The 23,100-nt window shown below is 71.9% G+C and carries 21 protein-coding genes, 1 tRNA gene and 1 pseudogene; 14 read left to right on the plus strand and 9 right to left on the minus strand.

The genetic code is table 11. The features are described from left to right. The first annotated feature begins 20 nt into the window (after positions 1-20). The 7 genes and pseudogenes from AC6JBM_RS11395 to AC6JBM_RS11425 all read left to right on the plus strand — a co-directional run bounded on the left by AC6JBM_RS11395 (position 21) and on the right by AC6JBM_RS11425 (position 5,706). Entirely contained in the window at positions 21-860 is an 840-nt protein-coding gene (locus AC6JBM_RS11395) for a helix-turn-helix domain-containing protein (RefSeq protein ID WP_350617016.1), read from the plus strand. A 66-nt stretch (positions 861-926) separates the two neighbouring features. Next, positions 927-1,508 carry a dihydrofolate reductase family protein gene (locus tag AC6JBM_RS11400; RefSeq protein ID WP_350617014.1) on the plus strand — a complete coding sequence of 194 codons (582 nt, stop codon included), beginning with the start codon at positions 927-929 and terminating at the stop codon, positions 1,506-1,508. A gap of 101 nt (positions 1,509-1,609) precedes the next feature. Further along, positions 1,610-1,738 (plus strand) — tRNA-OTHER (locus AC6JBM_RS11405). Between the two features lie 41 nt (positions 1,739-1,779). Further along, positions 1,780-3,918 carry a TerD family protein gene (locus AC6JBM_RS11410; RefSeq protein WP_497983564.1) on the plus strand — a complete coding sequence of 713 codons (2,139 nt, stop codon included), beginning with the start codon at positions 1,780-1,782 and terminating at the stop codon, positions 3,916-3,918. A gap of 130 nt (positions 3,919-4,048) precedes the next feature. After that, the gene (locus AC6JBM_RS11415) at positions 4,049-4,702 is read left to right on the plus strand and encodes a hypothetical protein (RefSeq protein WP_497983565.1); all 654 of its coding nucleotides are present in this window, start codon (positions 4,049-4,051) and stop codon (positions 4,700-4,702) included. Then, positions 4,641-4,922: pseudogene (locus AC6JBM_RS11420) on the plus strand (sigma factor-like helix-turn-helix DNA-binding protein); the annotation flags it as partial. The gene AC6JBM_RS11415 and the pseudogene AC6JBM_RS11420, both read left to right, overlap by 62 nt. A gap of 556 nt (positions 4,923-5,478) precedes the next feature. Further along, entirely contained in the window at positions 5,479-5,706 is a 228-nt protein-coding gene (locus tag AC6JBM_RS11425) for a hypothetical protein (protein ID WP_497986774.1), read from the plus strand. Between the two features lie 34 nt (positions 5,707-5,740). On the opposite strand, the gene AC6JBM_RS11430 is transcribed toward AC6JBM_RS11425, so the two are convergent. From AC6JBM_RS11430 to AC6JBM_RS11450, 5 genes are all read right to left on the minus strand, one after another. After that, positions 5,741-6,403, minus strand: coding sequence for a response regulator transcription factor (locus AC6JBM_RS11430; protein ID WP_497983566.1), 663 nt, complete (start codon positions 6,401-6,403; stop codon positions 5,741-5,743). Next, positions 6,400-7,521 carry a sensor histidine kinase gene (locus AC6JBM_RS11435; protein ID WP_497983567.1) on the minus strand — a complete coding sequence of 374 codons (1,122 nt, stop codon included), beginning with the start codon at positions 7,519-7,521 and terminating at the stop codon, positions 6,400-6,402. Before AC6JBM_RS11435 ends, AC6JBM_RS11430 begins: the two co-directional genes overlap by 4 nt. A 14-nt stretch (positions 7,522-7,535) precedes the next feature. Beyond that, positions 7,536-7,793: a hypothetical protein gene (locus AC6JBM_RS11440; protein ID WP_497983568.1), complete on the minus strand. Its 258-nt coding sequence runs from the start codon at positions 7,791-7,793 to the stop codon at positions 7,536-7,538. An 82-nt stretch (positions 7,794-7,875) separates the two neighbouring features. Next, positions 7,876-8,892 (minus strand): LacI family DNA-binding transcriptional regulator, encoded by a 1,017-nt coding sequence (locus tag AC6JBM_RS11445; RefSeq protein ID WP_497983569.1) that lies wholly within the window; start codon positions 8,890-8,892, stop codon positions 7,876-7,878. Positions 8,893-8,896: 4 nt separating this feature from the next. Beyond that, positions 8,897-10,429, minus strand: coding sequence for an alpha-N-arabinofuranosidase (locus AC6JBM_RS11450; protein WP_497983570.1), 1,533 nt, complete (start codon positions 10,427-10,429; stop codon positions 8,897-8,899). Positions 10,430-10,776: 347 nt separating this feature from the next. Between AC6JBM_RS11450 and AC6JBM_RS11455 the strand changes: the two genes are divergently transcribed. From AC6JBM_RS11455 to AC6JBM_RS11470, 4 genes are all read left to right on the plus strand, one after another. Beyond that, positions 10,777-11,874, plus strand: coding sequence for a sugar ABC transporter substrate-binding protein (locus AC6JBM_RS11455; RefSeq protein ID WP_497983571.1), 1,098 nt, complete (start codon positions 10,777-10,779; stop codon positions 11,872-11,874). Positions 11,875-12,000: 126 nt separating this feature from the next. Next, positions 12,001-12,843 (plus strand): carbohydrate ABC transporter permease, encoded by an 843-nt coding sequence (locus AC6JBM_RS11460; RefSeq protein ID WP_497983572.1) that lies wholly within the window; start codon positions 12,001-12,003, stop codon positions 12,841-12,843. Further along, positions 12,840-13,661, plus strand: coding sequence for a carbohydrate ABC transporter permease (locus tag AC6JBM_RS11465; protein ID WP_497983573.1), 822 nt, complete (start codon positions 12,840-12,842; stop codon positions 13,659-13,661). The genes AC6JBM_RS11460 and AC6JBM_RS11465 overlap by 4 nt, the downstream gene beginning before the upstream one ends. Positions 13,662-13,963: 302 nt before the next feature. Further along, complete coding sequence (locus AC6JBM_RS11470; protein WP_497983574.1) at positions 13,964-15,463, plus strand: glycoside hydrolase family 76 protein; 1,500 nt, start codon at positions 13,964-13,966, stop codon at positions 15,461-15,463. A 6-nt stretch (positions 15,464-15,469) separates the two neighbouring features. On the opposite strand, the gene AC6JBM_RS11475 is transcribed toward AC6JBM_RS11470, so the two are convergent. From AC6JBM_RS11475 to AC6JBM_RS11490, 4 genes are all read right to left on the minus strand, one after another. Then, positions 15,470-15,850 carry an SGNH hydrolase domain-containing protein gene (locus tag AC6JBM_RS11475; RefSeq protein ID WP_497983575.1) on the minus strand — a complete coding sequence of 127 codons (381 nt, stop codon included), beginning with the start codon at positions 15,848-15,850 and terminating at the stop codon, positions 15,470-15,472. Positions 15,851-15,937: 87 nt separating this feature from the next. Next, the gene (locus tag AC6JBM_RS11480; RefSeq protein WP_497983576.1) at positions 15,938-16,777 is read right to left on the minus strand and encodes a ricin-type beta-trefoil lectin domain protein; all 840 of its coding nucleotides are present in this window, start codon (positions 16,775-16,777) and stop codon (positions 15,938-15,940) included. A gap of 340 nt (positions 16,778-17,117) precedes the next feature. Then, positions 17,118-18,128, minus strand: coding sequence for a GAF domain-containing protein (locus AC6JBM_RS11485; RefSeq protein WP_497983577.1), 1,011 nt, complete (start codon positions 18,126-18,128; stop codon positions 17,118-17,120). A 100-nt stretch (positions 18,129-18,228) separates the two neighbouring features. Next, positions 18,229-19,119: a TIGR03620 family F420-dependent LLM class oxidoreductase gene (locus AC6JBM_RS11490; protein WP_497983578.1), complete on the minus strand. Its 891-nt coding sequence runs from the start codon at positions 19,117-19,119 to the stop codon at positions 18,229-18,231. A 279-nt stretch (positions 19,120-19,398) separates the two neighbouring features. Between AC6JBM_RS11490 and AC6JBM_RS11495 the strand changes: the two genes are divergently transcribed. The 3 genes from AC6JBM_RS11495 to AC6JBM_RS11505 all read left to right on the plus strand — a co-directional run bounded on the left by AC6JBM_RS11495 (position 19,399) and on the right by AC6JBM_RS11505 (position 23,099). Next, positions 19,399-20,367 (plus strand): hypothetical protein, encoded by a 969-nt coding sequence (locus AC6JBM_RS11495; protein ID WP_497983579.1) that lies wholly within the window; start codon positions 19,399-19,401, stop codon positions 20,365-20,367. A gap of 144 nt (positions 20,368-20,511) precedes the next feature. Continuing rightward, positions 20,512-22,098, plus strand: coding sequence for an ABC transporter substrate-binding protein (locus AC6JBM_RS11500; protein ID WP_497983580.1), 1,587 nt, complete (start codon positions 20,512-20,514; stop codon positions 22,096-22,098). After that, positions 22,098-23,099, plus strand: coding sequence for an ABC transporter permease (locus AC6JBM_RS11505; RefSeq protein WP_497983581.1), 1,002 nt, complete (start codon positions 22,098-22,100; stop codon positions 23,097-23,099). The genes AC6JBM_RS11500 and AC6JBM_RS11505 overlap by 1 nt, the downstream gene beginning before the upstream one ends. Position 23,100 lies beyond the last annotated feature (1 nt).

Genomic DNA, 23,100 nt, shown 5'->3' on the forward strand with positions numbered 1-23,100 from the left:
GCGGCGGTATTGTTGTGCACGTGGAGTACGTGTCCAGAGTGCCGCGACCGCCGCTGGACGCGCTGATCGACGACCTGTACTACCTGGAGGGTGCGCCGCCGTACGCCCGGCTGATGCTGCCGCCGATGCCGGCGGCGTTGCTCATCGTCAACCTCGGGGCGCCGTTGCGCATCCGCGCCGGCACCGACATCGAGACGGCCGACTACGCCGACGGCTGCGTGGTCACCACGCCCACCCGCGCATTGGAATTCGGCTACCCGGTCCCGACCCGGTCCGTCGGCGTGCACATCAAGCCGTGGGGGCTGGCGCCGTTCCTGCCGATGCCCGCGGCCGAGCTGTGCGACCGGCCGGTGACGCTGGAGCAGGCTTGGGGCCGGCCCGCCACCGCTGAGCTGCGAGACCGGCTGGCCACGGCGGACGGCCCGCACGCGATGCTGACGCTGCTCGAGGAGGAGCTGATGCGCCGGCTGCGCGAGTCCGCGGGCCTGGGGCTGGTCCGCCATGCGAGCAGCGTCATCGCGGCGACCAGCGGGGCGGTGGCGATCGGCGACCTGAGCGTGGCAGCCGGTGTCAGCAGCACGCACCTGACACAGCGGTTCAAGGAGCTCATCGGCGTCACGCCGAAGCGGCTGGCCCGCACCTACCGCTTCGCCGCCACCGTGTTCGCGATCGACCCCGCCGGACCGATCGACTGGGGCGAGCTCGCCGGTGGCGCGGGCTACTTCGACCAGGCCCACTTCGGCCACGAGTTCCGGGCGTTCACCGGGCTCACGCCGACCCGGTACGTCGAGGTCCGGCGGCGGTTCCTGCGCGAACATCCCGGCCACGTGATGGAGGGCTGGCCGCTGCCGGCCGATTGATTTCTTACAAGAGCGACGGCTCACGACACGCTAGTTTGGGGGCACGCCAAGGCAGAGGAGAGGCACGTGGGCAAGGTGGTCATGTACGGCTCGGTGTCGGTGGACGGGTTCATCGCGGACGAGCATGACCAGCCCGGACCGCTGTTCGACTGGTTGTCCAGCGGTGACGTCCCGTTGGACGAGAGCGGCGCGGTGAAGGTGTCGCAGACGTCCTACGACTACACCCGGCCGTACTGGGACCAGATCGGGGTGACAATCTGCGGCCGCCACGTCTTCGACATGACGGACGGCTGGGACGGGAAGCCTCCGAGCGGGATCGACCACGTGGTCGTCGTGACGCACCGGCCGGAGCCCGAGGGCTGGGACCCCGAGGCGCCGTTCCACTTCGTCGACGGCGTCGAGGCAGCCGTGGCCAAGGCGCAGGAGCTCGCGGGTGACCGCACGGTCGAGGTCGCCGCCGGCGACGTCGGTGGCCAGGTGCTTGCCGCGGGCCTGGTCGACGAGGTGCGCATGGACGTCGTGCCCGTCGTGTTCGGGTCCGGCAAGCGCTACTTCGGGTCGGTCGACGCGCAGCACCTGCTGGAGGACCCCGACGTGGTGATGCAGGGCAACCGGGTCCTTCACCTGCGCTATCGGGCGCGCCGTTGACCGATCTGTGACCGCGGCGGGCGTGTGGCTTCAGGATCCGTCAGGCGGACCCGAAACTCGTTGGCTCGGTTGCGCCGGCCCGTGCGACGATCGTCGCCGTTGGGTCGCTAGCTCAATTGGTAGAGCATTCGGCTGGTCAGCACGTCCGCCCACCGCCCCTCGCGGCCATGGAGGTGCTTCCTTCTCCTTGTTGGACCGAAGGGTTCGGGGTTCGAGTCCCCGGCGACCCACGTAGTCAGGAGGTCCGGGCGACCGCGGGACGGAGGAGCGCGTGCTCGAGAAGCTGATTGTCAGCAAGACGCTGCGGGTGCCCGCGAGCACCGGCGCGGCCGGCGACGGCGCGGCCGTGGCGCGGCAGCTCGACGCGGCGCTGCTCGATGCCGGGTTCTCGGCGTCGCGGGCGCTGCTGGAGCACGTCGGCGGCCTCGCGCACGGCCCGGCGATGGACCTTGCCGCCGCGGCCGTGTCCGCGGTCCGCGAGCTCGTCGGCGACCACGTGCGGCACAACGCGTACTTCCTCACCTTCCCCGACGGCGTGCCGGACACCGTGGACTTCTGGATGGAGCGGCTGGCGGCGGCGGTACTCGCGGGCGGCGGGACGGCGCTCGCCGACGGCCGGCTGAACCTGCTCGAGCTGCCCGGCTACGGCACCTACCAGCACACGTACGCCGATCTCCTGGCCGCGCACGACGAGTTCGTCGCGGCGGCCGGCGACCGGCTCACCGTGCTCCACCTCGGCGACACGGCCGAGGTGGAGGCGGCGCGGCTCTACCTGGCCCTGGCCGGCAGCACCGTGCCGCTCGGCGAGGCCGACCTCGCGATCCTCGGCGAGCTCGCGGTGGCCTGCGTGGACGGCGAGCAGCCGGACGCGATCCCGATGCGGGAGAACCGGGCCGTGCTCAACGGGGTCCGCCTCGTGCTCGGCCGGCCGCTCGTCGCCGTCGACACGACCACCGACGTGCTGCGGCTGGCCTGCCACGTCTCCGGCGGGGACGCCTCGCTGGGGACGGCCACCAGGTTCCGGGCGTTCCCGCGCCGGGAGCGGCGGGTCCTGCTGGCGGCGCTGGACGAGGTCGTCGGCGCGAACCCGGCCAAGCTCGGCGACGTCGCGCGGTTCTCGGAGCCGTGGAAGCGGCTCGGCGAGCGGCTGCATCCGCACGAGTACGGCCAGTGGCCGCACGCCCAGTCGGTGTTCACGGTCGCCCGCGGCGAGCGGAAGGTGCCCGGCATCGCGGGTCGCGCGGAGGCGGCGATCCGGGCCGGTGCCGTGGCCCCGGCGGCGTCGGTGCTCTCGGCCGCGCCGGGCCTGCTGCTGCGCTCCGCGGACCGGCTGCTGCGGATCGCCCCGGCGGCGCAGCGCTCGGCCGTGGTCGAGGCGGTCTCGGCCGCGCTCGGCTCGGCGTCGGGCCGCGTGCTGTGCTCGCTGCGGGAGCACGTCGGCAACCGGCTGACGCCGGTGTCGGCCCGGATGTTCGCGAACCGCTCGCGGGGCGCCTGGGTGGCCCGCGACACCCGCCCGACGCTGCCGGCCGGGCTCGTGGCCGAGCTGTCGTCGCGGCTCGACACCGAGATCCTCGCCCGGCTGCCGGAGCTGCCGCACCCGCTGCTGGTCGACCCGGAGGTCCTCGACGTCGCGCTGCCGTTGTCCGGCCGGGCGGCCGAGGGCGGCTTCGCCGTGCTGCCGCGGGGTTCGCGATCGGTGGTCTCGGGCGAGTTGCTGCGGTTCTTCATGTACTGGCGGCAGACCGCGCGCCGCACCGACTACGACCTGTCGGTCCAGATGCTCGACGCCGAGTTCCACCCGGCGGGCCAGGTGTCGTGGACGAACTACCGCGACGGCGGTCTCGTGCACTCCGGCGACATCACCGACGCGACCGACGGCGCGACCGAGTTCATCGACATGCCGTTGTCGAAGACCACGGTGCGGTACGTCGCGCCGCAGGTGTACATCTACGCGGGGGAGTCGTTCGACGACGTCGCCGAGTCGATGTTCGGCTACCAGACCCGCGCGAAGGACCAGCACGGCGCCCCGTTCGACGCCCGCACCGTGCGCGCCCGCTCGGACCTGCGCGGCCCGGGCCGGGTCGCGCTGCCGATGGTCTTCGCCCAGGGCAAGCGGGGCTGGGAGGCCGTGTGGCTGCACCTGTACCTGCCCGGCATGCCGGCGTTCAACCGGGTGGAGGACAACACGCTCACCGTCGCCGACCGGGTGCGGGCACTCGTGGAGCGGCAGTACCTGACCGTGTCGTACCTCGTCGACCTCTACGCCACGCGGACCGCCGTGACGATGTGGGACGGTGCGGTGCCGGACGAGCCGGTGACGTACATCGGCATCCACGCGCCCGACGACCTCCCGGAGGGGTCGCAGGTGTTCACCCTGGATCGGCTCGCCGAGCTGATCCCCGAGTAGACTGGCGGCGGCCGAGGCCATGCGGGAGCTTCCTTCTTTTCCGTTCGATTCGGGAACTCCGCGCGAGCGGAGCTCTGGCGCAATCAGCTCCCGCGCTTTCCTCGGCCCGTCGCCGCACGAGGCGCTCGCGGTGGTCGGCCCCCACGCCGACCACCGCGACGCCGAGGCGGCCCTGCTCGAAGCCGGCTGGACCCCGTGCGGCGCCGGCGACTGGGCGATCGCCCTGCGCGCACCCGACGGCACCGCCGCGGCCCGGATCAGCCCGTTCGACCCCACCGGCCCCTACACGGCGGCGCTGTACCGGGAGGCGGCACCCACCCGCCAGGTCCCGGCCCTGTTCGCGCACCGCCGCCTGGCCGGCGGCGGCGACCTGCAGATCCTCGAGTGGCTGCGACCGGCGCCCGCGGAGGAGGCCGCCGCGTTGCACCGGGCGATCGCCGAGCGGGCCCCGCACGTCGCCGGCCTGGTCGACGTCGTGCGCCGGGTGCACGCCCGGGCGCGGCGGGAGCTGCCCTGGTGCGGTCCGCTGGACACCAACCCCGCCAACGTCATGCGCGCCGCCGACGGTCGCCTGGTCGTGGCCGACCTGTTCTACGCCGACGGCCCGAACCTCTACGCCACGGCCGCCGCCGACCCGGACCGCGTCGTCGCGCTGATCCCGGAGCCCGAGCGCCGGTTCATGACCGAGATCCCCCTGGCCGCCTCCGGCCCGTGGGAGCCCGGTGCCCGGGAGGCGATCCGCGCCGCCCTCGCCGCCGCCGACGCGAAGGCCCGGAAGGGCTGAGAAAAAGCGTGCCGGGCCGGGCAACGCATCCGCGCACTCCGGGCACTTAACTGCCGAGGAGGCGGCATGCGACTGGCTGCTCTTCGCCGCCGCGCTCCGGCAGCTGCCGCCCCGCCGGCGGGCGACCGTGATCCTCCGGTACTACCAGGGCCTCGACGTCGCCGAGACCGCGCAGGCGCTCGGCTGCTCGGAGGGGACCGTGAAGAGTCAGACCCGCCAAGGCCTTGAGCGCCCTGCGCGAGACGATCCGGCTGGAGGAGGAGCCGTGCCAGAGCTGAGGCACCTGCTCGACGATCTCGCGGGGCGCGCCCGCACCCGCGCCGCGGGCCGACGCCGACGCGCTGTTCGACGCCGGGCGGGCGCGTCACCGCCGCCGCACGGCGCTCACCACCACGCTCGCCCTGATGCGCCTGCTGGCGCTGGTGGCCGCGATCGCGTGGTGGCCCGAGCACCGCTCCGGGCCCGCCGCCCGTCGGCGCGTCGCCGTTCCCGTCCGTGGCCGGCGCGAAGGTGGCCTGGGCGGGCGTGGCCGACCGCCAGCACGCCTACGCCGTCGTCGGCGACACGCTCTTCGGGACCGACGACGCCTGCCGGACCTGGACCAGGCGCGGCATCAACGAACCGCTGGACCTGGTGCCTGATCATGCCCTCGGCCTGGAACGTCGTCGACCCGCTCGGCCAGATCCACCAGGGCGGCGACCGGATCGTGGTCGCGGGCGAGGCGCCCGCCACCGGCCGCCCGGCGATCGCGACCTCCGACGACCGCGGCGCATCTGGTGGGCCTGAGCCACACCGTCGAGCAGCGCGGCTCGGAGCTCGGCTACGTGGAGCCGCGCGACGGCCACCACGAGCCCGCGGACCTGGACGGCCTGCCCCCGACCGCGATGCCGGCGCGGCGCATGCGCGCCGGCAACGGATACTTCGCCCTCGACACCGGCGGCCGCGCCCTGTACCAGTCGGCCGACGGCCGCCACTGGACCGGCTTCCCGCTGGTCTCCGGCTGATGCTGAACCGATCTCGTGACCCCCTGAAAGGGTTCTAGCGGCCCGGGGTCAAGCCGCGGCGGGCGGCGTAGCTTGCCGCTTCGGTGCGGTTCCGAGCACCGATCTTGGTGAACGCGTTGTTGATGTGGGTTTTGACGGTGGTCTCGCCGATGAAGAGCGCTGCCGCGATCTCCGCGTTGGTGTGTCCCTGGGCGATGTGGCCGAGTACCTCCGCCTCACGCCGGGTGAGCCCGTCCGGCAGACGTTCGGACTTCGGCGGGGCGGGCGGGCGGCTCATCGCCTCGGCGAGCCGGGCCGCGACCACCGGGTCGAACAGTGCATGGCCGGCAGCGGCCGCGCGCAGCGCCATGCTGATCTCGGCGCGGCCCGCGTCCTTGGTCAGGTAGCCGCGGGCGCCGGCCGCCAGCGCGCCAGCGATCGACTCGTCGTCGGCGTAGGTGGTCAGCACGACCACGGCCACGCCGGGGAAGCGTTCGCGGACCTGGGCGGTGGCGGCGACCCCGTCGAGCACGGGCATGCGGAGGTCCATCAGCACGACATCCGGCCGGTGGTCGGCGATCAGCTCCAGGGCCTGGGCGCCGTCGCCGGCGGAGCCGACGACGGCGACGCCATCGGTGAGCTCCAGCAAGGCGGTCAGTCCTTCCCGGACGAGTTGCTGGTCGTCGACGACAAGCACCCGCAGCGGCTTGTCGCTCATCCCGGCACCTCCGCAGTGACTCGCCACGCACCGTCCACGACGCCCGCCTCCAATGTGCCACCGACCAGCGCGATCCGTTCCCGCGCCCCGGTCAGGCCGAAGCCGCCGCCCGGCGCCGCGGAAGCCCGTGCCGGGTTCTCCACGGTCAGGCGGGCCGACGACTCCGTGTACTCGAGCGTGAGCGTGACCGGCGCGCCCGGCGCGTGCCGGGCCGCGTTCGTCAGTGCCTCCCGGGCTGTTTTCAGCAGTGACACCTCGGCGCCGGAGGGCAGGCCGCGTGGGCTGCCCACGGTGCGCAGCGTGACTGTGGCCGCGTGGCTGGCCCACTGCCCGGCCAGCAGGTCGTTGAGTGCCCGTGGCAGGGGCGGGACGTCGGCCCGCAGGGCCGCGACCGCCGAGCGCGCCTCGACCAGGCCGCTGGCGGCCAGCCGGCGGGCCTGCCGGACGCGTTCGGCGGCGCCCTCGACGTCGCGCCTCTCGGTGAGCTGGGCCTCGGCGACCTCGAGCTGGATGCCGAGCGCGCCAAGCGAGTGCGCCAGCACGTCGTGCAGTTCGCGCGCGATCCGGGCCCGCTCGTCCAGCGCCGCCGCTTGGGCGAGAGCCTCCTGGGCCCGCAGCGTCTCCTCGGTCCGCAGCCGGTGCTCGCGCCGATGGAGGCTGAACAGCACCAGGATGACGATCATCGCGGGCTGGGTGAGCATCGCTGTCGCTCCGTGACCGGCGAGCCACAGCCCGGTCAGCAGCACCGCGGCAACCGCACCGGTCAGCGACAGGATCGCCCACGGCGGCATGCGCGGCAGCAGCACGAAGGTGAACAGTGCGCTGTAGAGGAACAGCAGTACCGATGCACTGTGCGGCAGCGGGGTGACGGCGGCCGGCAGCAGCGCGGCCACCGCGAGCGCGATCCGGGCGGCCCGGGGAAAACGGATGTCCGCGACGACGAAGAACAGCCACCCGATGAAGCTGCCGACGAGCGCCGGCCGCACGAAGGTGCTCACGCCCGAGTCGAACAGCAGCGAGCAGACGAGCAGGGCGGTGAGCACGATTCGCACCAGCCAGCCTGTCTCGGGATCGTCGGCCCGGATCAGCCGCAATCCGTGACCGGCCAGTCGGCGCATCGTCGTGGGCAGCGTCAGTCTCGTTCCCGGAGCACGGTCAGGATCAGGTCCAGCACCAGGAGGCGGTAGGCCACGAAGGCGAGGCCCGCGACGCCGAGGACGACGAGAACCGCGACGACCATCCGGCCGGTCACCTTGCCACCTTCCTGGTCCAGCACCTTACCAAGCACCGCGCCCGCGACCCGGGTGGCACGGCCGCCACGCCGGTCGCCGCTCAGCAGATAGTTGGCGGCCTGGACGACGTTTTTCGTTCGGGAGGTCCGTTCGTTCATGCCTGGAACGCTATGAATTCGCCCGGGTGGACCGGCACCTCCGAAGGATGGAGATGAGGGTGGAGAAGCGCCTCCCCGGTGGTCAGGCCGACCGGCGCACCACGAGCGAGCAATCCGTGAACACTTCGGTCGGCGGCGTGCCACGGCCGGCGACGCGTGCTGCGAGCATGTCCACGGCCTGCTTGGCGACCTGCGCGGTGCCCGGCTCGATCGTGGTGAGCGGCGGCGTGGTGAACTCCGCCATCGCCACGTTGTCGAATCCGATGACGGCCACATCGTCGGGCACGCGCACGCCGCGGGCCGCGAGCGTGTGGAGCGCGCCGAACGCCATCGTGTCGTTGAAGCAGAAGACCGCATCCGGCGGCTGCGGCAGGCCGAGGAGACGCGCCATGCCGGCAGCGCCGTCGCGCAGGTGCCATTCTTCGGCCGTGACGACGTATTCGGCGGGCACCGGCAGGTCGTTCTTGGCGAGCGTGTCGCGGAATGCCTCGAGGCGCAGCGACGCGGCCGACGTGGTGGCGACGCGCGGGTTCGCGCCGATCGCGGCGATCCGCCGGTGGCCGCGGTCGACGAGGTACTGCGTCGCGAGCTGGGCCGCCTCGGTGTTGGCCATGGTGACGTGGTCGACGGGTCCGCGGAAGATCCGCTCGCCCAGGATGACGAGCCGGTCGTTGCCCGTGAGGTACCGCTCGTCGCCGGGCCCGAGCGCGTGGGGCTGGAAGATCAAACCGTCGGAGTGCTGGCGGCGTGCGCCTGAGAGGATGGCGATCTCGTTTTCGCGGCGTGCACCGGTCTGCTGGATGACGACGGTCCAGTCGTGCCGCTCGGCCTCCGCCATGATGCGCCAGGCGAGGTCGGTGAAATAGTCGATCTTCAGGTCGGGGATGGCGAGCGTGATCGTGCCGGTTCGCCCGGTACGCAGGCTGCGCGCCGAGGTGTTCAGGCGGTAGCCGAGTTCGTCGACAGCGCGCAGCACGCGCTCACGCGTCTCGGGCCGGACCGACGTGTGCCCGGAGAGCACGTTGGACACGGTCCGGGCCGTGACGCCGGCGCGGGCGCCGACGTCGGCCATGGTGACGCTCTCGTCCTTGCGTGCCATCTGCTCACCTACTTCCGGTTGCGCAGCCGACGCGGACAGTGGCCCACGATACAGGCGGCAGCCGAAGCGCGAGCGTCCCGTCGTCGAGCCGCGCGTCCAGCGGCCGCGGCGCGACGGCGTCGGGGTCGTCGACCGTGTTGGCCGCCGCTGGGTCCGGTGCCCACAACACCTCCGCGTGCTCGACGGAGCGCGGGGCCAGCTCGCGCAGGTCGAGCGCGATGTCGGTGACCGTGGTCGTCGAACGGTTGGCCAGGTGGACGAGCGCGTGGTCGCCGCCGGGAGCGACGGTCACGACGCACGTCGCGTCGGCGCCGCCCGTCGCGTCCGCCGAGGTGTCGAGCACGGTGTGGCCCGCGCTGCGGGCGACGGCGGCGAACGGGTGGAACGTGGTCTGGCGCCAGGCGGGCCGGCCGGGCTCGGCGCGGATCGGGCCGATCACGTTGACCAGCTGCGCCATCGCGGCGATGGCGACGACGTCCGCGTGGCGCAGGATGCTTTGCAGCAGCGTGCCGACCACGACCGCGTCGGCGAGCGTGTACTGCTCCTCGAGGATGCGCGGCGCCTCCTCGAACACGCGCTGCGGCTCGATCTCGTCGTACGACGTGTAGTTCCACACGTTCCACTCGTCGAGGCTGATCGTGACCTCGCGTTCGCTGCGCGTCGCGGCCCGCACGTGCGCGATGGTCGCGGCGATGTCGTCGAGGAACCTGTCGAGCGCATCCGACGAGCGCAGGAACCGCGCGCGGTCGCCATCGTCGTAGAAGTAGATGTGGCACGACAGGTGGTCGACGAGGCCGATCGTTCGCGTCAGCACTTCGCGCTCCCACGTGCCGAACGTGGGCATCCGCTCGTGCGAGCTGCCGACGACGACGAGCTCGAGCGCGGGGTCGAACCGGCGCATCGCGGCGGCGGTCACGGCCGCACGCTCAGCGTAGGCGGCAGGGGAGCGGTGGCCGAGCTGCCACGGGCCGTCGGCCTCGTTGCCGAGGCACCACAGGCGCACGTCGTGCGGCTTGGGTGAGCCGTTGGCGACGCGAGCGTCGGAGAGCGTCGTGCCGCCCGGGTGGTTGGCGTACTCGAGCAGGTCGAGCGCCGAGCGTGCGTCGCCGAGGCCGAGGTTGAGCGCGAGCATCGGCTCGACGCCGGCGTGCCGGCACCATGCCACGAACTCGTCGGTGCCGAAGGTGTTCGGCTCGATGGTCTTCCAAGCGAGGTCGAGGCGGCGTGGGCGGGCGTCTCGCGGGCCGACGCCGTCGCGCCACTCGTAGCCCGAGACGAAGTTCCCGCCGGGGTAGCGCACCACGGTGACGCCGAGTTCGCGGACGAGCTCGAGCACGTCGCCGCGGAAGCCCTCAGTCGTCGCGGACGGGTCGTCGGGGGCGTACAGCCCGCCGTAGACGCCGCGGCCCAGGTGCTCGACGAACGAGCCGAACAGGCGCGGTTTCGCAGTGCCGATTCGGCGGGCCAGCCGGAGCCTCGTGGGCGCGGCGGCGGTGTGGTCATCCACGTCGACGATCTCCCTCTCTCGTTGGTTCATCGATGAAATTAGGCGACAGAAGTGGCAGCGTCAACGTGAACGCTGGTGGAGGGCCGGTTGGTCGTACGTGCTTGACGAAACCCTTTTCGGCGTGCAAAGTCACTGCCCTAACAGGGTCGTTTCATCGATGAAACAATCCCGGGCTCGGCGGCGCTGCCGCACGGTCAATGGCGACAGGAGGAAGACAGCTCATGAGGAACGCACGCCTCGCCCGCGCGCTCGTCGCGCTGGTCGGGGCCGCAACGCTTAGCCTGGCGGCCTGCTCGTCCGGCAGTCCGAGCGGTGACGGTACGGCCGGCGGCTCGACCACGCTGACGGTCTGGCATTACTACAACACCGACGGACAGGTGCAGGGCCTGCAGCGGCTCGCGACCGCGTTCGAGGCCAAACACCCCGGCGTCCACGTCCAGTTCCAGTACGTGCCGGTCGAGCAGATGACGACGAAGGCGGTCACCGCCGCGGGCGCCAAGACGGGCCCCGACGTGCTGGTCTTCGGCGCCTCGGGCACCTACCCGCTGGCGCAGGCCGGCGCGATCAAGCCGATGGACGACTGGTGGGCCGCGTACTCCGACGCCAAGCAGTTCCCCGACGGCGTGCTGCAGAAGATCGACGGGAAGCTGTACGGCGTCCAAGGTTACGTCAACCTGCTGGGCCTCTGGTACAACAAGGACCTCCTCGACCAGCTCGGCGCCCAGGTTCCCACCTCGATCCCCGAGCTGGAGGACGTGATGGCGAAGGCCGTCAAGGCCGGCAAGCAGGGCATCACGCTCACCGGCAAGCCGGGGCTGGAGAGCCAGTGGCAGGGCTTCCCCTGGTTCACGTCGAACGGGTTCACCTACGGCAACGCTCAGGCCGCGCCCATGGCGCAGACGTACGCGATGCTCCAGGACTGGATCGCCAAGGGGTACCTGTCCAAGGAGGCGGCGGCGTGGGACCAGGTGGTCCCGTTCCAGCAGTTCGCGGCGGGCTCGTCGGTGTTCGCGGTCAACGGCAACTGGCAGATCGCGGCCGCGGCCCAGGCCAAGTTCAAGTACGGCGTCGCGCCTCTGCCGATCACGTCGCAGGGCGGCGTCCTGCTGGGCGGTGAGGTGCAGAACGTCGGGGCGTTCTCGAAGCACCCGGACCTGGCGAAGCAGTTCCTCGAGGACGCGTTCTTCTCGGTTGACGGCGAGCTCACGCTGCTCGACGCGTTCGGCTCGATCCCGGCGCGCGCCGACGCCGCCGGGTCCGCGAAGATCAGCGGCGACCCGATCCTGAGCGTGTTCGGCAAGATCGTGCAGCAGCAGGGCCGCCCGTCGCCGAGCCCGCAGGTGCCGTCCAAGAACGTCGACAAGGTCGAGACGCTCGTCGGCAACTCCTGGTCCAAGGCGATCTCGGGTCAGGGCAGGCCGGACCAACTCGCCAACGAGCTGATCGACCAGCTCAAGCCCCTGCTGAAGGGTTGAGAGCGCATGAGTTCGAGCGTGCCCCCGGTGTCCACGCCGACGAGCACGACCGCCGCCGGCCCCTCCGCACCCGCACGGGCGCGGAGAGGCCGGCGCCACGGCCGCACCGTCGACCGCCGTATTGCCTTGGCGACTCCCGCAGGTGCCCTGCTGCTCGCGCTGGCCGTCTGGCCGCTCGTACAGCTCGGCAGCATGAGCCTGCACGCGGTGAGCGCGGCGACCCTCAACGCCGAGTGGGACTTCGTCGGCCTCGGCAACTACGCGGCGATGCTGCGCGAGCCTGACTTCGGTCAGGTCTTGGCCAACACGTTGGCGTTCGTCCTCATCGTGACCGCGATCGGGATGGTCGGCGGCTTCCTGGTCGCGGTCGCCGTCCTGTCCTCGACCCGCGGTGGCTCCTTCCTGCTCGGTCTGATGGTGTTCGTCTGGGCGTTGCCGCCGGTCGTCAACGGATCGATCTGGAAGTTCCTCCTGGCCGACCAGGGCCTGGTCAACCAGGTCCTTCGAGCCCTGGGCGGCAACGGGGTGGGGTTCCTCTACGACTCCAAGTTCGCCCTGTGGTCGGTCGCGCTGGTCAATGCCTGGGCAGTTGTACCGTTCAACGCACTCGTCCTGCGCGCGGCACTGCTCGGCGTCGACCCGCAGGTGCTCGAGGCCGCGGAGCTCGATGGGGCGCGGCCCTGGAAGCGGGTATGGCATGTCCTGATGCCCGCGGGCCGCACCGCGGCGACCGTCCTCACCATCTTGACGATCGTCTACGCCTTCCGCAGCTTCGACTTCATCTACGTCATGACGTCCGGCGGACCGGGGACGGCATCCACGACGCTGCCGTTCCTCGCGTACTCCGAAGCGTTCCTGACGCTCGACTACGGACGGGGGGCGGCCACGGCGCTCATTGCTCTGGCCGTTGTCGTCGTGCTTGCGCTGGTCTACTCCCGCGACGTCCGCCGAACCGAGGGGGAGGCATGATCCGCCGTCGCCGCGAGCCAATCGCCTTCTCGTTGCGCTTCGTGCTCTATCTGCTCTACGGCCTTCCGTTGCTGTGGATCGTCCTCACGTCGCTCAAGAGCCAGGGCGAGGTGCTGTCGAGTCAGGCTTCGATCGCGTTCCATCCGACGCTCGACGCGTATCGAGCCGCCATCGCTGATCCGGCGCTCGGTGCCGCGCTTCGTCAGTCGGCGATCGTGGCGATCGGCACGACCGCCGTCTGCCTCGCGTTCGCGACGCCCGCCGCGTACGCGCTCGCCCGAACGCGAAGCGCGATCGTCGTGCCGGCGCTCGTCCTGCTCGTCGTCCTGCAGATGGTGCCGCAGACCGCGAATCTCATCCCGCTGTTCTGGCTGCTGTCGAAGTGGGGACTGCTCGACACGACGTTCGGCCTTGTGCTCGCCGACGCGGCCATGTTCCTTCCCTGGGCGATCCTGCTGCTGCGCCCGTTCTTCGGGCAGATCCCGGCCGCCATCGAAGAGGCCGCACGCGTCGACGGTGGCTCCACGATCCGCACGTTCTGGTCGGTGGCGCTGCCGCTCGCGCGAAACGGGATCCTCACCGTGTCCTCGGTGATCTTCCTCGTCTCGTGGGGCGAGTTCCTCTACGGCATGACGTTCATGCTCTCGCCCGAGCGGTACCCGCTGTCGTCACTGATCGCGGTGCAGTCCGGTGCCTACGGCGCCGACTGGCCGGCGATGATGGCATTCGCCGTCGTCTCCGCGGTTCCTGTGCTCGTGGTGTACGTGGCCAGCCTGCGGCTGCTGTCCTCGGGTCTGACCATGGGGGCGGTCAAATAGCCGCGGGCACCGCGCCGGTTGCCGTGGCCTTCGGGACTCGCTTCCAGGTGAACGCGGCCATGCCCATGCATGCGAGCAGGCCGAGCCCGACGGCGGCGGCGCCTGCCACCGGTGTGCCGAGTGCGACGACGAAGCAGAGGGCGAGGTGGAAGCGATGCTCGGCGCCGCCGATGCCGGCTCGGCGGTGCCGGATTGTCGGGGCGTCCCCGCAGTTATGTCAATAGTTGACAGAGAGAATCTGATAGAGGACTGTCGATAAAAACCGGATGGCGGTCCGGGCCACAGCTCCCCGGGAGGGAACCGTGTCCCAACGCCTGATCGCCGTCCCCATCCTCGTCGCCGCCGTCGTGTTCGTGCCCGCGCAGGCCGCCGGGGCCGCCGACGGCACCGCCACGCCCACCAGTACCGCCGCGCCCACCATCACCGCCACGAGCGCCCCGGCGCTGGCCGCGACGACCATCTGCAACCGCTACTGCGACGGGCGCGACGCCTCGCTCGCGCCGGCCAACCGGGCGACCGTGAGCGCCACGCTGTACGGGCGGCGCTTCACCATGCACCTCAACGACACCGACGCCATGGGCTGGGCCACGCTCGAGAGCGGGCAGGCGGGCGACGAGGTGTGGATGGACCGGTCCTTCGACGGCGGCAAGACCTGGGTCGACAGCCGCATCGGCGACATCACCGTCGCCGCCGGCGCGACCAGCCAGCGCACCAAGCAGTACAACGTCGACAACTGGAACGCCAACGGCGTCGGGGCGCTGCGCGCGTGCGGGAAGGCCGGCGACCGGGCCGAGCTCGTGTGCACCGCGTGGACGCGCAGCACCTGGAACGCCTGGGACCGGCGCACCGCGGCGGCCACGGCGCTGATGATGCAGTACAACCTCGGCACCGGGCTTTTCGGCGACGGGGACTGGTGGACCAGCGCGAACGCGCTCACGGCGGTGATCGACAACGCCCGGCGGTCGGGGATGGGCAGCTACCAGTACGCGATCGCCAACACCTACGACAAGCAAATCAACTCGCGGCTCGGGCAGTTCCGCAACGAGTACCTCGACGACACCGGCTGGTGGGCGCTGGCCTGGGTCGACGCGTACGACCTGACCGGGGACAGCCGCTACCTGAACACCGCGCGGGCCGGGGCCGACCACATGTTCAGCTACTGGGACACCACCTGCGGCGGCGGGGTGTGGTGGAAGACCGACCGGACGCACAAGAACGCCATCGAGAACAGCCTCTACATCCAGCTCAACGCCGCGCTGTCGAAGCGGATCGCGGGCGACACGGTGTACCGCGGCCGGGCCCAGGCGGCCTGGACCTGGTTCCAGGGCACGGGCATGCTCAACGGCTCGAACCTCGTCAACGACGGCATCAGCCTCAGCACGTGCCGCAACAACGGCGCCACCACCTGGACCTACAACCAGGGCGTGCTCGTCAACGCCCTCGTGCAGCTCAACAAGCTCACCGGCGACGCGGCCGCGCTCGCGACCGCGCGGCGCATCGGCGACGCGCTCACCGCGAGCACCTACCTGTCGCCGGGCGGCATCCTGCGCGAGCCGAACGAGAGCGCTACGTGCTCCGACGACGGCGCCTCGTTCAAGGGCGCCGCGATCCGGGGGCTCGGCGCGCTCAACTCCGCCGCGGGCGGCGCCTACAACGCCTACCTGCAGCGCAACGCCGACAGTGCCTACGCCAACGACCGGGACACCATCGACGCGTACGGCAACCACTGGGCCGGGCCGCGCACCGCGACCAGCCAGCGGTGCCAGCACAGCGCGGTGGACCTGCTCAACGCCGCACCCTAGGCCCGCTCAGGACGTCAGTGCCGCGGTCGGCAGGGGAGTCAGCAGCTTGATGTAGGTGGTCGTGACGTGGCTGCCGTCGCGGAACCACTCGGTCGGGTCCAGCACGGTGATGCCCGCCGGCTGGGCCGCGGCCTCGATCGCGGTCTTGCGGGTGGCGTAGATCGCGGTCGGGACCTTGAGCGCGCACTGCTGGACCGCCGCCGGGTGCGCGGCGACGCAGTCCGGCACGCTGATCCCGCGCGGGTCCGGGGTATCCCGCATGATGATCGGCTTGGCGCCGAGCTGGGCCAGCCGGGTGGCGGAGGCGACGGTGGCCTCCGCCCACGCGGTGTCGGCGTGCGCCTTGTCGACGGTCGGCGCGCCCTGCTTGACCAACAGTGATGCCAATGGCCTGCGCACTTGCAGCGGTGCTGAAGACTGCGCCGGGGACTTGACCCATGGCAACATGTCGTGGGCCTTTTCGGGAGTCTCCGGTCAGCCCGGCAGGCCCCAGCGCTGGGCGCCGGTGCCGTTGCAGGTGAACAGCTGCTGCTGCGTGCCCCAGTCGGTGGACGAGTTCAGGTCGTCCAGGCACTTGCCCGACTGCGGGTTGCGCAGCGAGCCGTCCGGCCGGGGCGTCCAGACCTGCGCGCCGCTGCCGTTGCAGTCCCACAGCTGGACCTTGGTGGAGTCCGCGGTCCCGCCGTTGCTCACGTCCAGGCACTTGCCGAGCACGCGCAACGACCCGCCGGAGCCGAGCGTCCACTGCTGGGCGTTGCTGCCGTTGCACTGCCACAGCTGGACCGGGGTGCCGTTGCCGGTGGCCGCGTTGCGCACGTCGAGGCCGAGGTTGCCCCAGCCGCGGACCGGGAGCCCGGACAGCCGCACGTCGCCCCACCCGGCCGGCAGCGTCGGGCGGAACCCGAGGCCGGTGCTCGTGAGCTGCAGCCCGAACAGTCCACTGTAGACCATGCGGAGGTAGGCGGTCGCCGACCACGTCTGGTCCGCGAGGGGGCCCCAGTGGCCGCCGGTCTGCCAGCCGCCGTCGGGCACGCCGGACTTGAAGTTGTTGATCTCGTAGTAGCCGCCGGAGGTGTTGGCCAGGCCCGCGAGGGTGAGCGTCTCGGACGCGAAGCGGGCGGTGTCACCGGCGCGGGCGGCCGCCTCGGCCCAGTACCCCTGGATCATCGGCCACACGGACTCGTTGTGCCGGCCCGGTTTCGCGTCGCTGTAGCTGGCGAAGTGCGGGTAGACGTCGACGATGCCGTAGGGCTGGATGTGGCTGTTCTGCATGATCTGGCGGGACTGCTCGGCGCTCGCGATCCCGTACAGCACCGCGAACGACTGGCCCGTGCCCTCCTCGGACTGGTCGAGCTGTCCATTGTGGATCAGGTACCCGTAGGTGCCCTTCGCGGCGATCCAGAAGTACCGATTGATGTTGTTCTTGATCGTGTCGGCCTGGCCGTCGTAGACCGCCGGCGACTAGCCCAGTGCCTCGGCGCGCTCAGCCCGGCGCCCAGGAGGGCGGCCACGGCGGTGAGCGTGAGGAGACGGGTTCATCGCACGGGCATGAGGACTCCAGGCTCCAACGGATCGGACGGGACTGGCGGGAACCAGCCCGATCGAAGGATTTACCGGAATCAACATGAAGCCCTGGCTGTGTTCTGTCAACAGTTTACGAAACACGGCTTTCGGGGATGAGCAGGCTCTCGATCGCGCCCGGCAGGCCGAGGACCGTGCGGGCGCCCGCCGGGTGGTGGCCGGCCCCGATCATCACCCGGCAGGCGAGGCCGCGCCGGCGGCCCAGATAGCTGGTCGTGAGCAGCGCCCGGACCCCGGCGACGGCGAGCACGTCGACCCCTCGCAGGTCGATGATCAGCGTGTGCGGTGCGCCCAGGGAGGCGAGGGTGCGCCGGATGAGATCGGTGAAGCCGGGAACGGTGACGGCGTCGAGCACCCCCCGCACTGTCACCGTCGTGGTGGCCGCGAGGTGATCCGTGATCACGCTGGCCATCGTCGTGCGGGCCGGATCGTCGCGCCCGGGCAGGGCCCCGGCCGCGTTGCTCAGCGCCCGCCCCGCGTGCCGGGCGAAGCCGTCCTGGCTCGGGTGCCGGCCCGCGGCCGCGTAGTGCAGCGAGAGCACGCCGACGACCCGGCCGCCGTCGTCGCGCAGCGGGTAGGCGTGCAGGGAGCACGTGCCGGCCGCCAGCAGGACCAGGCGCGCCGGGCGGCCCGCGAACACCGGGCTGGCCGTGAGATCGTCGACCAGCACGGGACTGCCGGTGCGCACCGCGAGCGCGGCCGCCGCCGCCAGGCCGTCGTCCCCCGCGGCGAACCGGTCGACCAGGTCCGCCGGAAGGCCGTGGTGCCGGACGGTCCGCAACGCGAGCGTGCCCCGCTCCCGCAGCTGCAGATGGCACGCGTCGGCCGCGGGGATCCCGCAGGCGGCGATCATGATGGCCGAGTGCACCGTCTGCGCGTCGGCGAGGACCAGGAAGTCCGGGGCCGCGATCGCCGAGACGTCGGTGCGCAGCCGGTGGCGGAACCGGGACAGGACGGCGCGGCGGGTGGCCCGCAACTCGGCGTTGATCATCGCCTGTTCGGCACGGGCGCTCGCGGCGCGGAGGGACTCGGCCGAAGCGCCGGGACTCGGCGATCGGGCCACGCGGCCGGTTGGGTCTGACACCGGGCACCGCCTTCCGACGGTAGGTCCACGGCGTGCCGGTGTGGTGGACGCGCGATGCGGCACGGTGCCCTGGAGCCTACGCGGCCGTCGCCCGGGCGGCTCAGTGCAGCCGCACAGCCGACAGCTCCTCGAGCTGGCGCAGGGCGTCGTCGAACCCGGCGCCGAGCGGCTGGACGAGGACGTGGTCGGCGCCGGCGTCGCGGTGGGCCCGGACCCGCTCGGCGATGTCGTCGGGCGTGCCCCAGGCGACGATCGCGTCGACGAGCCGATCGCTGCCGGCGTCGGCGAAGTCGTCGTCGGTGAGCCCGAGCCGCCGGAGGTTGTTGACGTAGTTCGGCAGCTCCAGGTAGCGCGCCGTGTGCCGGCGGGCCACCTCGCGGGCCACCCGCGGGCTGGTCTCCACGACGACCGCCTGCTCGGGGATGAGCAGCCGATCGGGGCCGAGCGCGGCGCGGGCCTCGGCGGTGTGCTCGGGCGGCACGAAGTAGGTGTGGGCGCCGTCGGAGCGGTCGGCGGCGAGCTCGAGCATGCGCGGGCCGAGCGCGGCGAGCACCACGGGGACGGACTCGGGCATCTCGCCCATGGCCGTCAGGTACTCGCGCATGTGTTGCAGCGGCCGGCGGTACGACTGCCCGGACTGCTCCACGATGGGCGCGTGGCTGATGCCCAGCCCGAGGATGAACCGCCCCGGCCAGGCGTCGGCGAGCGTGGCCGCCGCGGCGCGGGCCGTGCCGGGGTGGCGGGCCCAGACGTTCGCGATCCCGGCGCCGGCCACGATCCGCGAGGTCGCCGCGAGCCAGACGGCCTCCTGGGCGAAGATGTCGTTGGCCCCGACGACCTCGCCCTGCCACACCGAGCCGAACCCGAGCTCCTCGATGCGCGCGGTGACCTCGCGCTGCACGGCGGCGGACTCACCCTGCACCGTGCTGGTCCACACGCCGACGGGGCCGAGGGTCCTGCGGGTCGCGTCGATGATCTGCGCCGTTGCCATGCGCTTCATCTTCCCCGGTCTTCCCCGATTACGCGGGTGACCCGGGCTGGACCGCCTCGATGAGCTGCTGATCGGCGGCATCGCCCATCCATCGTCACCTCCCGTGCGCGCCGGCCGGCTCCGGGCCCGCGAAGGCGCGCGGCGGGTCGCGGCCGCGGCCGTCACCTCGGCCTCAAGCGCTTATCCCCGCCCGAGCGGGGCAGGTCGCACCTCAACCGGTGAGCGGCCGAGCCCAGCACGGACCCGCCCACAAAGGTGAGTCTCTCATGAAGGTGGGCCTTGGCCGTGCGTGCTTTTTGGGATGCGCTGGCAGCCAGCATCGGTCGTCTGACGCTGGCCGAGTGGATTCAGATCGTCTCGGCCATCGGTGCGGTGGCCGCGGCGATCGCCGCCGCCTCGGCCGCTCGGTCGGGGCGCGCTGCGGCCAGGACCGCGGCCAAGCAGTTGCCGGAGTTGCAGCAGCAGGTCGAGGTCAACGCGGCGCAGGCGAAAGCCGCCGACGAGCAGGTCGTCCTGACGCAGGAGATGCTGAAAGTCGCCGCGGCGGCGGTCGGGGAGGCGGCCCGCGCCAGGACGGACGAGCGGGCTCCCCTCGTCGTCGCGCTGATCGAGGCGCCGAAGTGGCCGCCGATGATCGATGCGACGCGTGACCGGATGCCCTACGAGGGCGAGTTGCGGCTGCTCGACCAGCGTTGCCTGGCGCAGGCCGAGGCGGCGTCGCCGGCGCAGGTCTTCGCGCGCAACGGGGAGCGTAAGGGGCTCCTGTGGTTTCAGACGCGGGGTGTCCTGATCAACGAGGGCGTGACCACCGCACGGGTGCGGCTCGATGAGGACGCGCAGTTCGTGGAGGCGGCCGCCGCGAAGCGGGAGCGCCTCCTGCGGCCGGGCGAGGTAGCCCTGTTCGAGTGGGGCGCGGGCCACACGATCGCGGAGTGGGCGGATGCCCGCGAGAAACCCGACCCGCCGAACCCGCTCGGCGCCTGCTTCTTGACGATCACCGTGTTCGACTCGTTCGAACACGGCATCTTCGACCACATTCACGTGGTCATGAGCGGCCGGCCGATCGTCTCGGTCGACGGCTCGTTCGACGAGGTGCGGCTCGCTTCGCGGGAGTCCGAGGCGGAAATGGGCGTCACGGTCTTCCCCACCCGGCGTACCTACCGCACCGACGGCCCGCGCCGGGACCCGCTCCCCTGGGACGGCACGTACGCCGCATGGTGGAAGGAACGGGGGCGCCGCGCCACCTAGCCCGAGCAGCCCCGCGGCTCGGCTGTCTTCGTCGCCCAGCACCAACCTCACGCCTTCTCTTCGTCCGGTACGACGAATCTCGGCCCCTGTGACGTTGCCTATATTTCACCCACTCGTAGGCGGCGTTGCTAAGGAGCTGGGCTCATGGTGCGCAACACGAACGGCCGCACGGCCGTTGCGACCCTCGCCGCAATGGCACTGGGTGTCTCCGCCGCCGGCTGTGGCGGCTCGGCGGGAGACGACCGGGGCGCCAAGGGCGACGGTACGGTCACGATCGCGGTCAACGGCGATCCGGGCACGCTGAGCCCGATGCAGACGCTGGTCGGCGCCGCGCTGGCGATCAACCGGTTCGCGTACGCCTCGCTGGTGTCGATCGGGGCGGACGGGCAGCTGCAGCCGGCGGTCGCGACGAAGTGGACCGCGACCGCGACCTCGGCGACGTTCACCATCCGGGACGGGGTCACGTGCCAGGACGGCAGCCGGCTCACCGCGGCCGACGTGGCCGCGGAGTTCAACTACATCGGAGACCCGGCCAACAAGGTGCCGCTGATCGGGCTGACGGTCCCGGCCGGCGCGAAGGCCACCGCGGACGACACCGCGAACACCGTCACGGTGACGGCCCTGTCTCCGGCGCCGTTCATCGTGCAGAACACGGCCCTGCTGCCACTGCTGTGTCAGAAGGACCTCAAGGAACCGGCGGCGCTGGCCAAGGCCTCGGCGGCGACCGGACCGTATCAGCTGAGCGAGGCCGTGCCGGGCGATCACTACACCTATGTGAAACGCACCGGCTACACCTGGGGCCCAGGCGGCGCCACGAACGCCGACATGCCCGCCAAGGTTGTCTTCAAGGTCATCACCAACGAGACGACCGCGGCAAACCTGCTGCTCAGCGGACAACTGAATGTCGCCCAGATTCTTGGAGCCGATGGCGACCGGCTCGACGCCGCCCGGATGCAGCACAAAGACGCCGGCCTCCTGTTCGGGCAGCTGATCTTCAACGAGGCCGGCGGCCACGTCGCGGCGGACGAGCCGGTCCGCCGGGCGCTGGTCCAGGCGGTGGACCTCAAGCAGCTCGCATCGGTCGCGACGAGCGGCCGGCCCGCCGACCCCAAGCACGTCGGCGAGCTCGACCCGGCCCCGTGCGGTGACGACGTCGTCTCCGGCAACGTGCCGCCGCACGACACCGCGGCCGCGGCCGCGGCGCTGACCGGCGCCGGCTGGGCCAAGGACGGCGGCGGCATCTGGGCCAAGGGCGGCAAGCAGCTCACGGTCGGCTACCTGTACTCCACGGCGATGGGCCCGGCGGTGGCCTCGGCGAGCGAGCTGGCGGCCAAGCAGTGGACGGAGTTCGGGGCGAAGGTCGTCAGCCGGGCCGTCGACCCGGCGAACCTGATGAGCACGCTGTCGGGCGGCGACTGGGATGTGGCGTGGCAGCCGTTCAACGTGTACTCCCCGGACCAGCTGGTGCCGTTCTTCTCCGGCCCGCGCCCGCCGCAGGGCAACAACCTCGCGGGCATCGCCAACCCGGACTACGAGGCCGGGGTGAAGCAGGCGATGGCGAAGCCGGGGGCCGAAGGATGTCCACTGTGGACGAGCGCCGAGTCGGCGTTGGTCAAGCGGCTCGACGTGGTGCCGTTCGCGATGAACACCACCCGGTACTACGGCAAGGGCGTCACGTTCCAGGTCGACGGCGGGGGCGTCGTTCCCGGCACCCTGCGGGCCGGCGGCTGATGTCCTTGACCGTCGCGGTGCGCGCGTCCGAGGGCGCGCGCACCGCACTCCGGCATCACCCGTGGGCCGCGTTCGTCCTGCGGCGGACCGGCCGGCTCGCGGTGTCCCTGTTCGTGCTCGTCACGGCGTCGTTCGCGATGATCCACCTGATCCCCGGCGACCCGGTCAGGGCGGCGCTCGGGCCGTCCGCGGACCCGGGCCTGGTCGCCGCGCAGCGGCACGCGCTCGGGCTCGACGAGCCGCTGCCGGCCCAGTACGTGCGCTTCCTGGGCCAGCTGTTCACCGGGCGGCTCGGCGACTCGATCAGCAACCAGATGCCGGTGTCCGAGGTGATCGCCGACCGGCTGCCGAACACGCTGCTGATCGCCGTCCCGGCATTCTGCCTCATCATGCTGCTGGCGATCCCGATCGGGATGGGCGCGGCGGTCTTCACCAGGGACGGCCGCCGGCGCCGGGCCGAGCTCGGCTTCGCCGCCGTCACCGGTGTCGTCTCGGCGGTCCCGGAGTTTCTCCTCGCGGTCGGACTGGTCGCGGTGTTCGCGGTGGCGTGGCCGATCCTCCCCGTGGCCTCACAGGACGGCCCGCTGTCGTACGTGCTGCCGGTGCTGTCGCTGACGATCGTCCCGGCCGCGGCACTCGCCCGGATCGTGCGCGTCGAGGCGCTGCGCGTGCTCGGCGAGGACTACATGCGCACCGCGCGGGCCAAGCGGCTCCCGGCGCGGCTGCGGTACCTCCGCCATGCCCTTCCGAACCTGCTCACGGCCTCACTGACGGTCGGCGGGCTGCTGTTCACCTCGCTGATCGCCGGTACCGTCCTCGTCGAGAGCGTCTTCGCCTGGCCGGGCCTGGGCTCGACGATCGTCCAGGCGATCACCGCCCACGACTACCCGCTCGTGCAGGGCGCGGTGCTCGTGTTCGGCCTCGGCGCGCTGCTCATCACGTTCCTGGTCGACGTCGTGGTCGCGGCCGCCGATCCACAGTCCACGATCCGGGGGAACTAGC

The sequence above is a fragment of the Dactylosporangium thailandense genome (assembly GCF_059739745.1).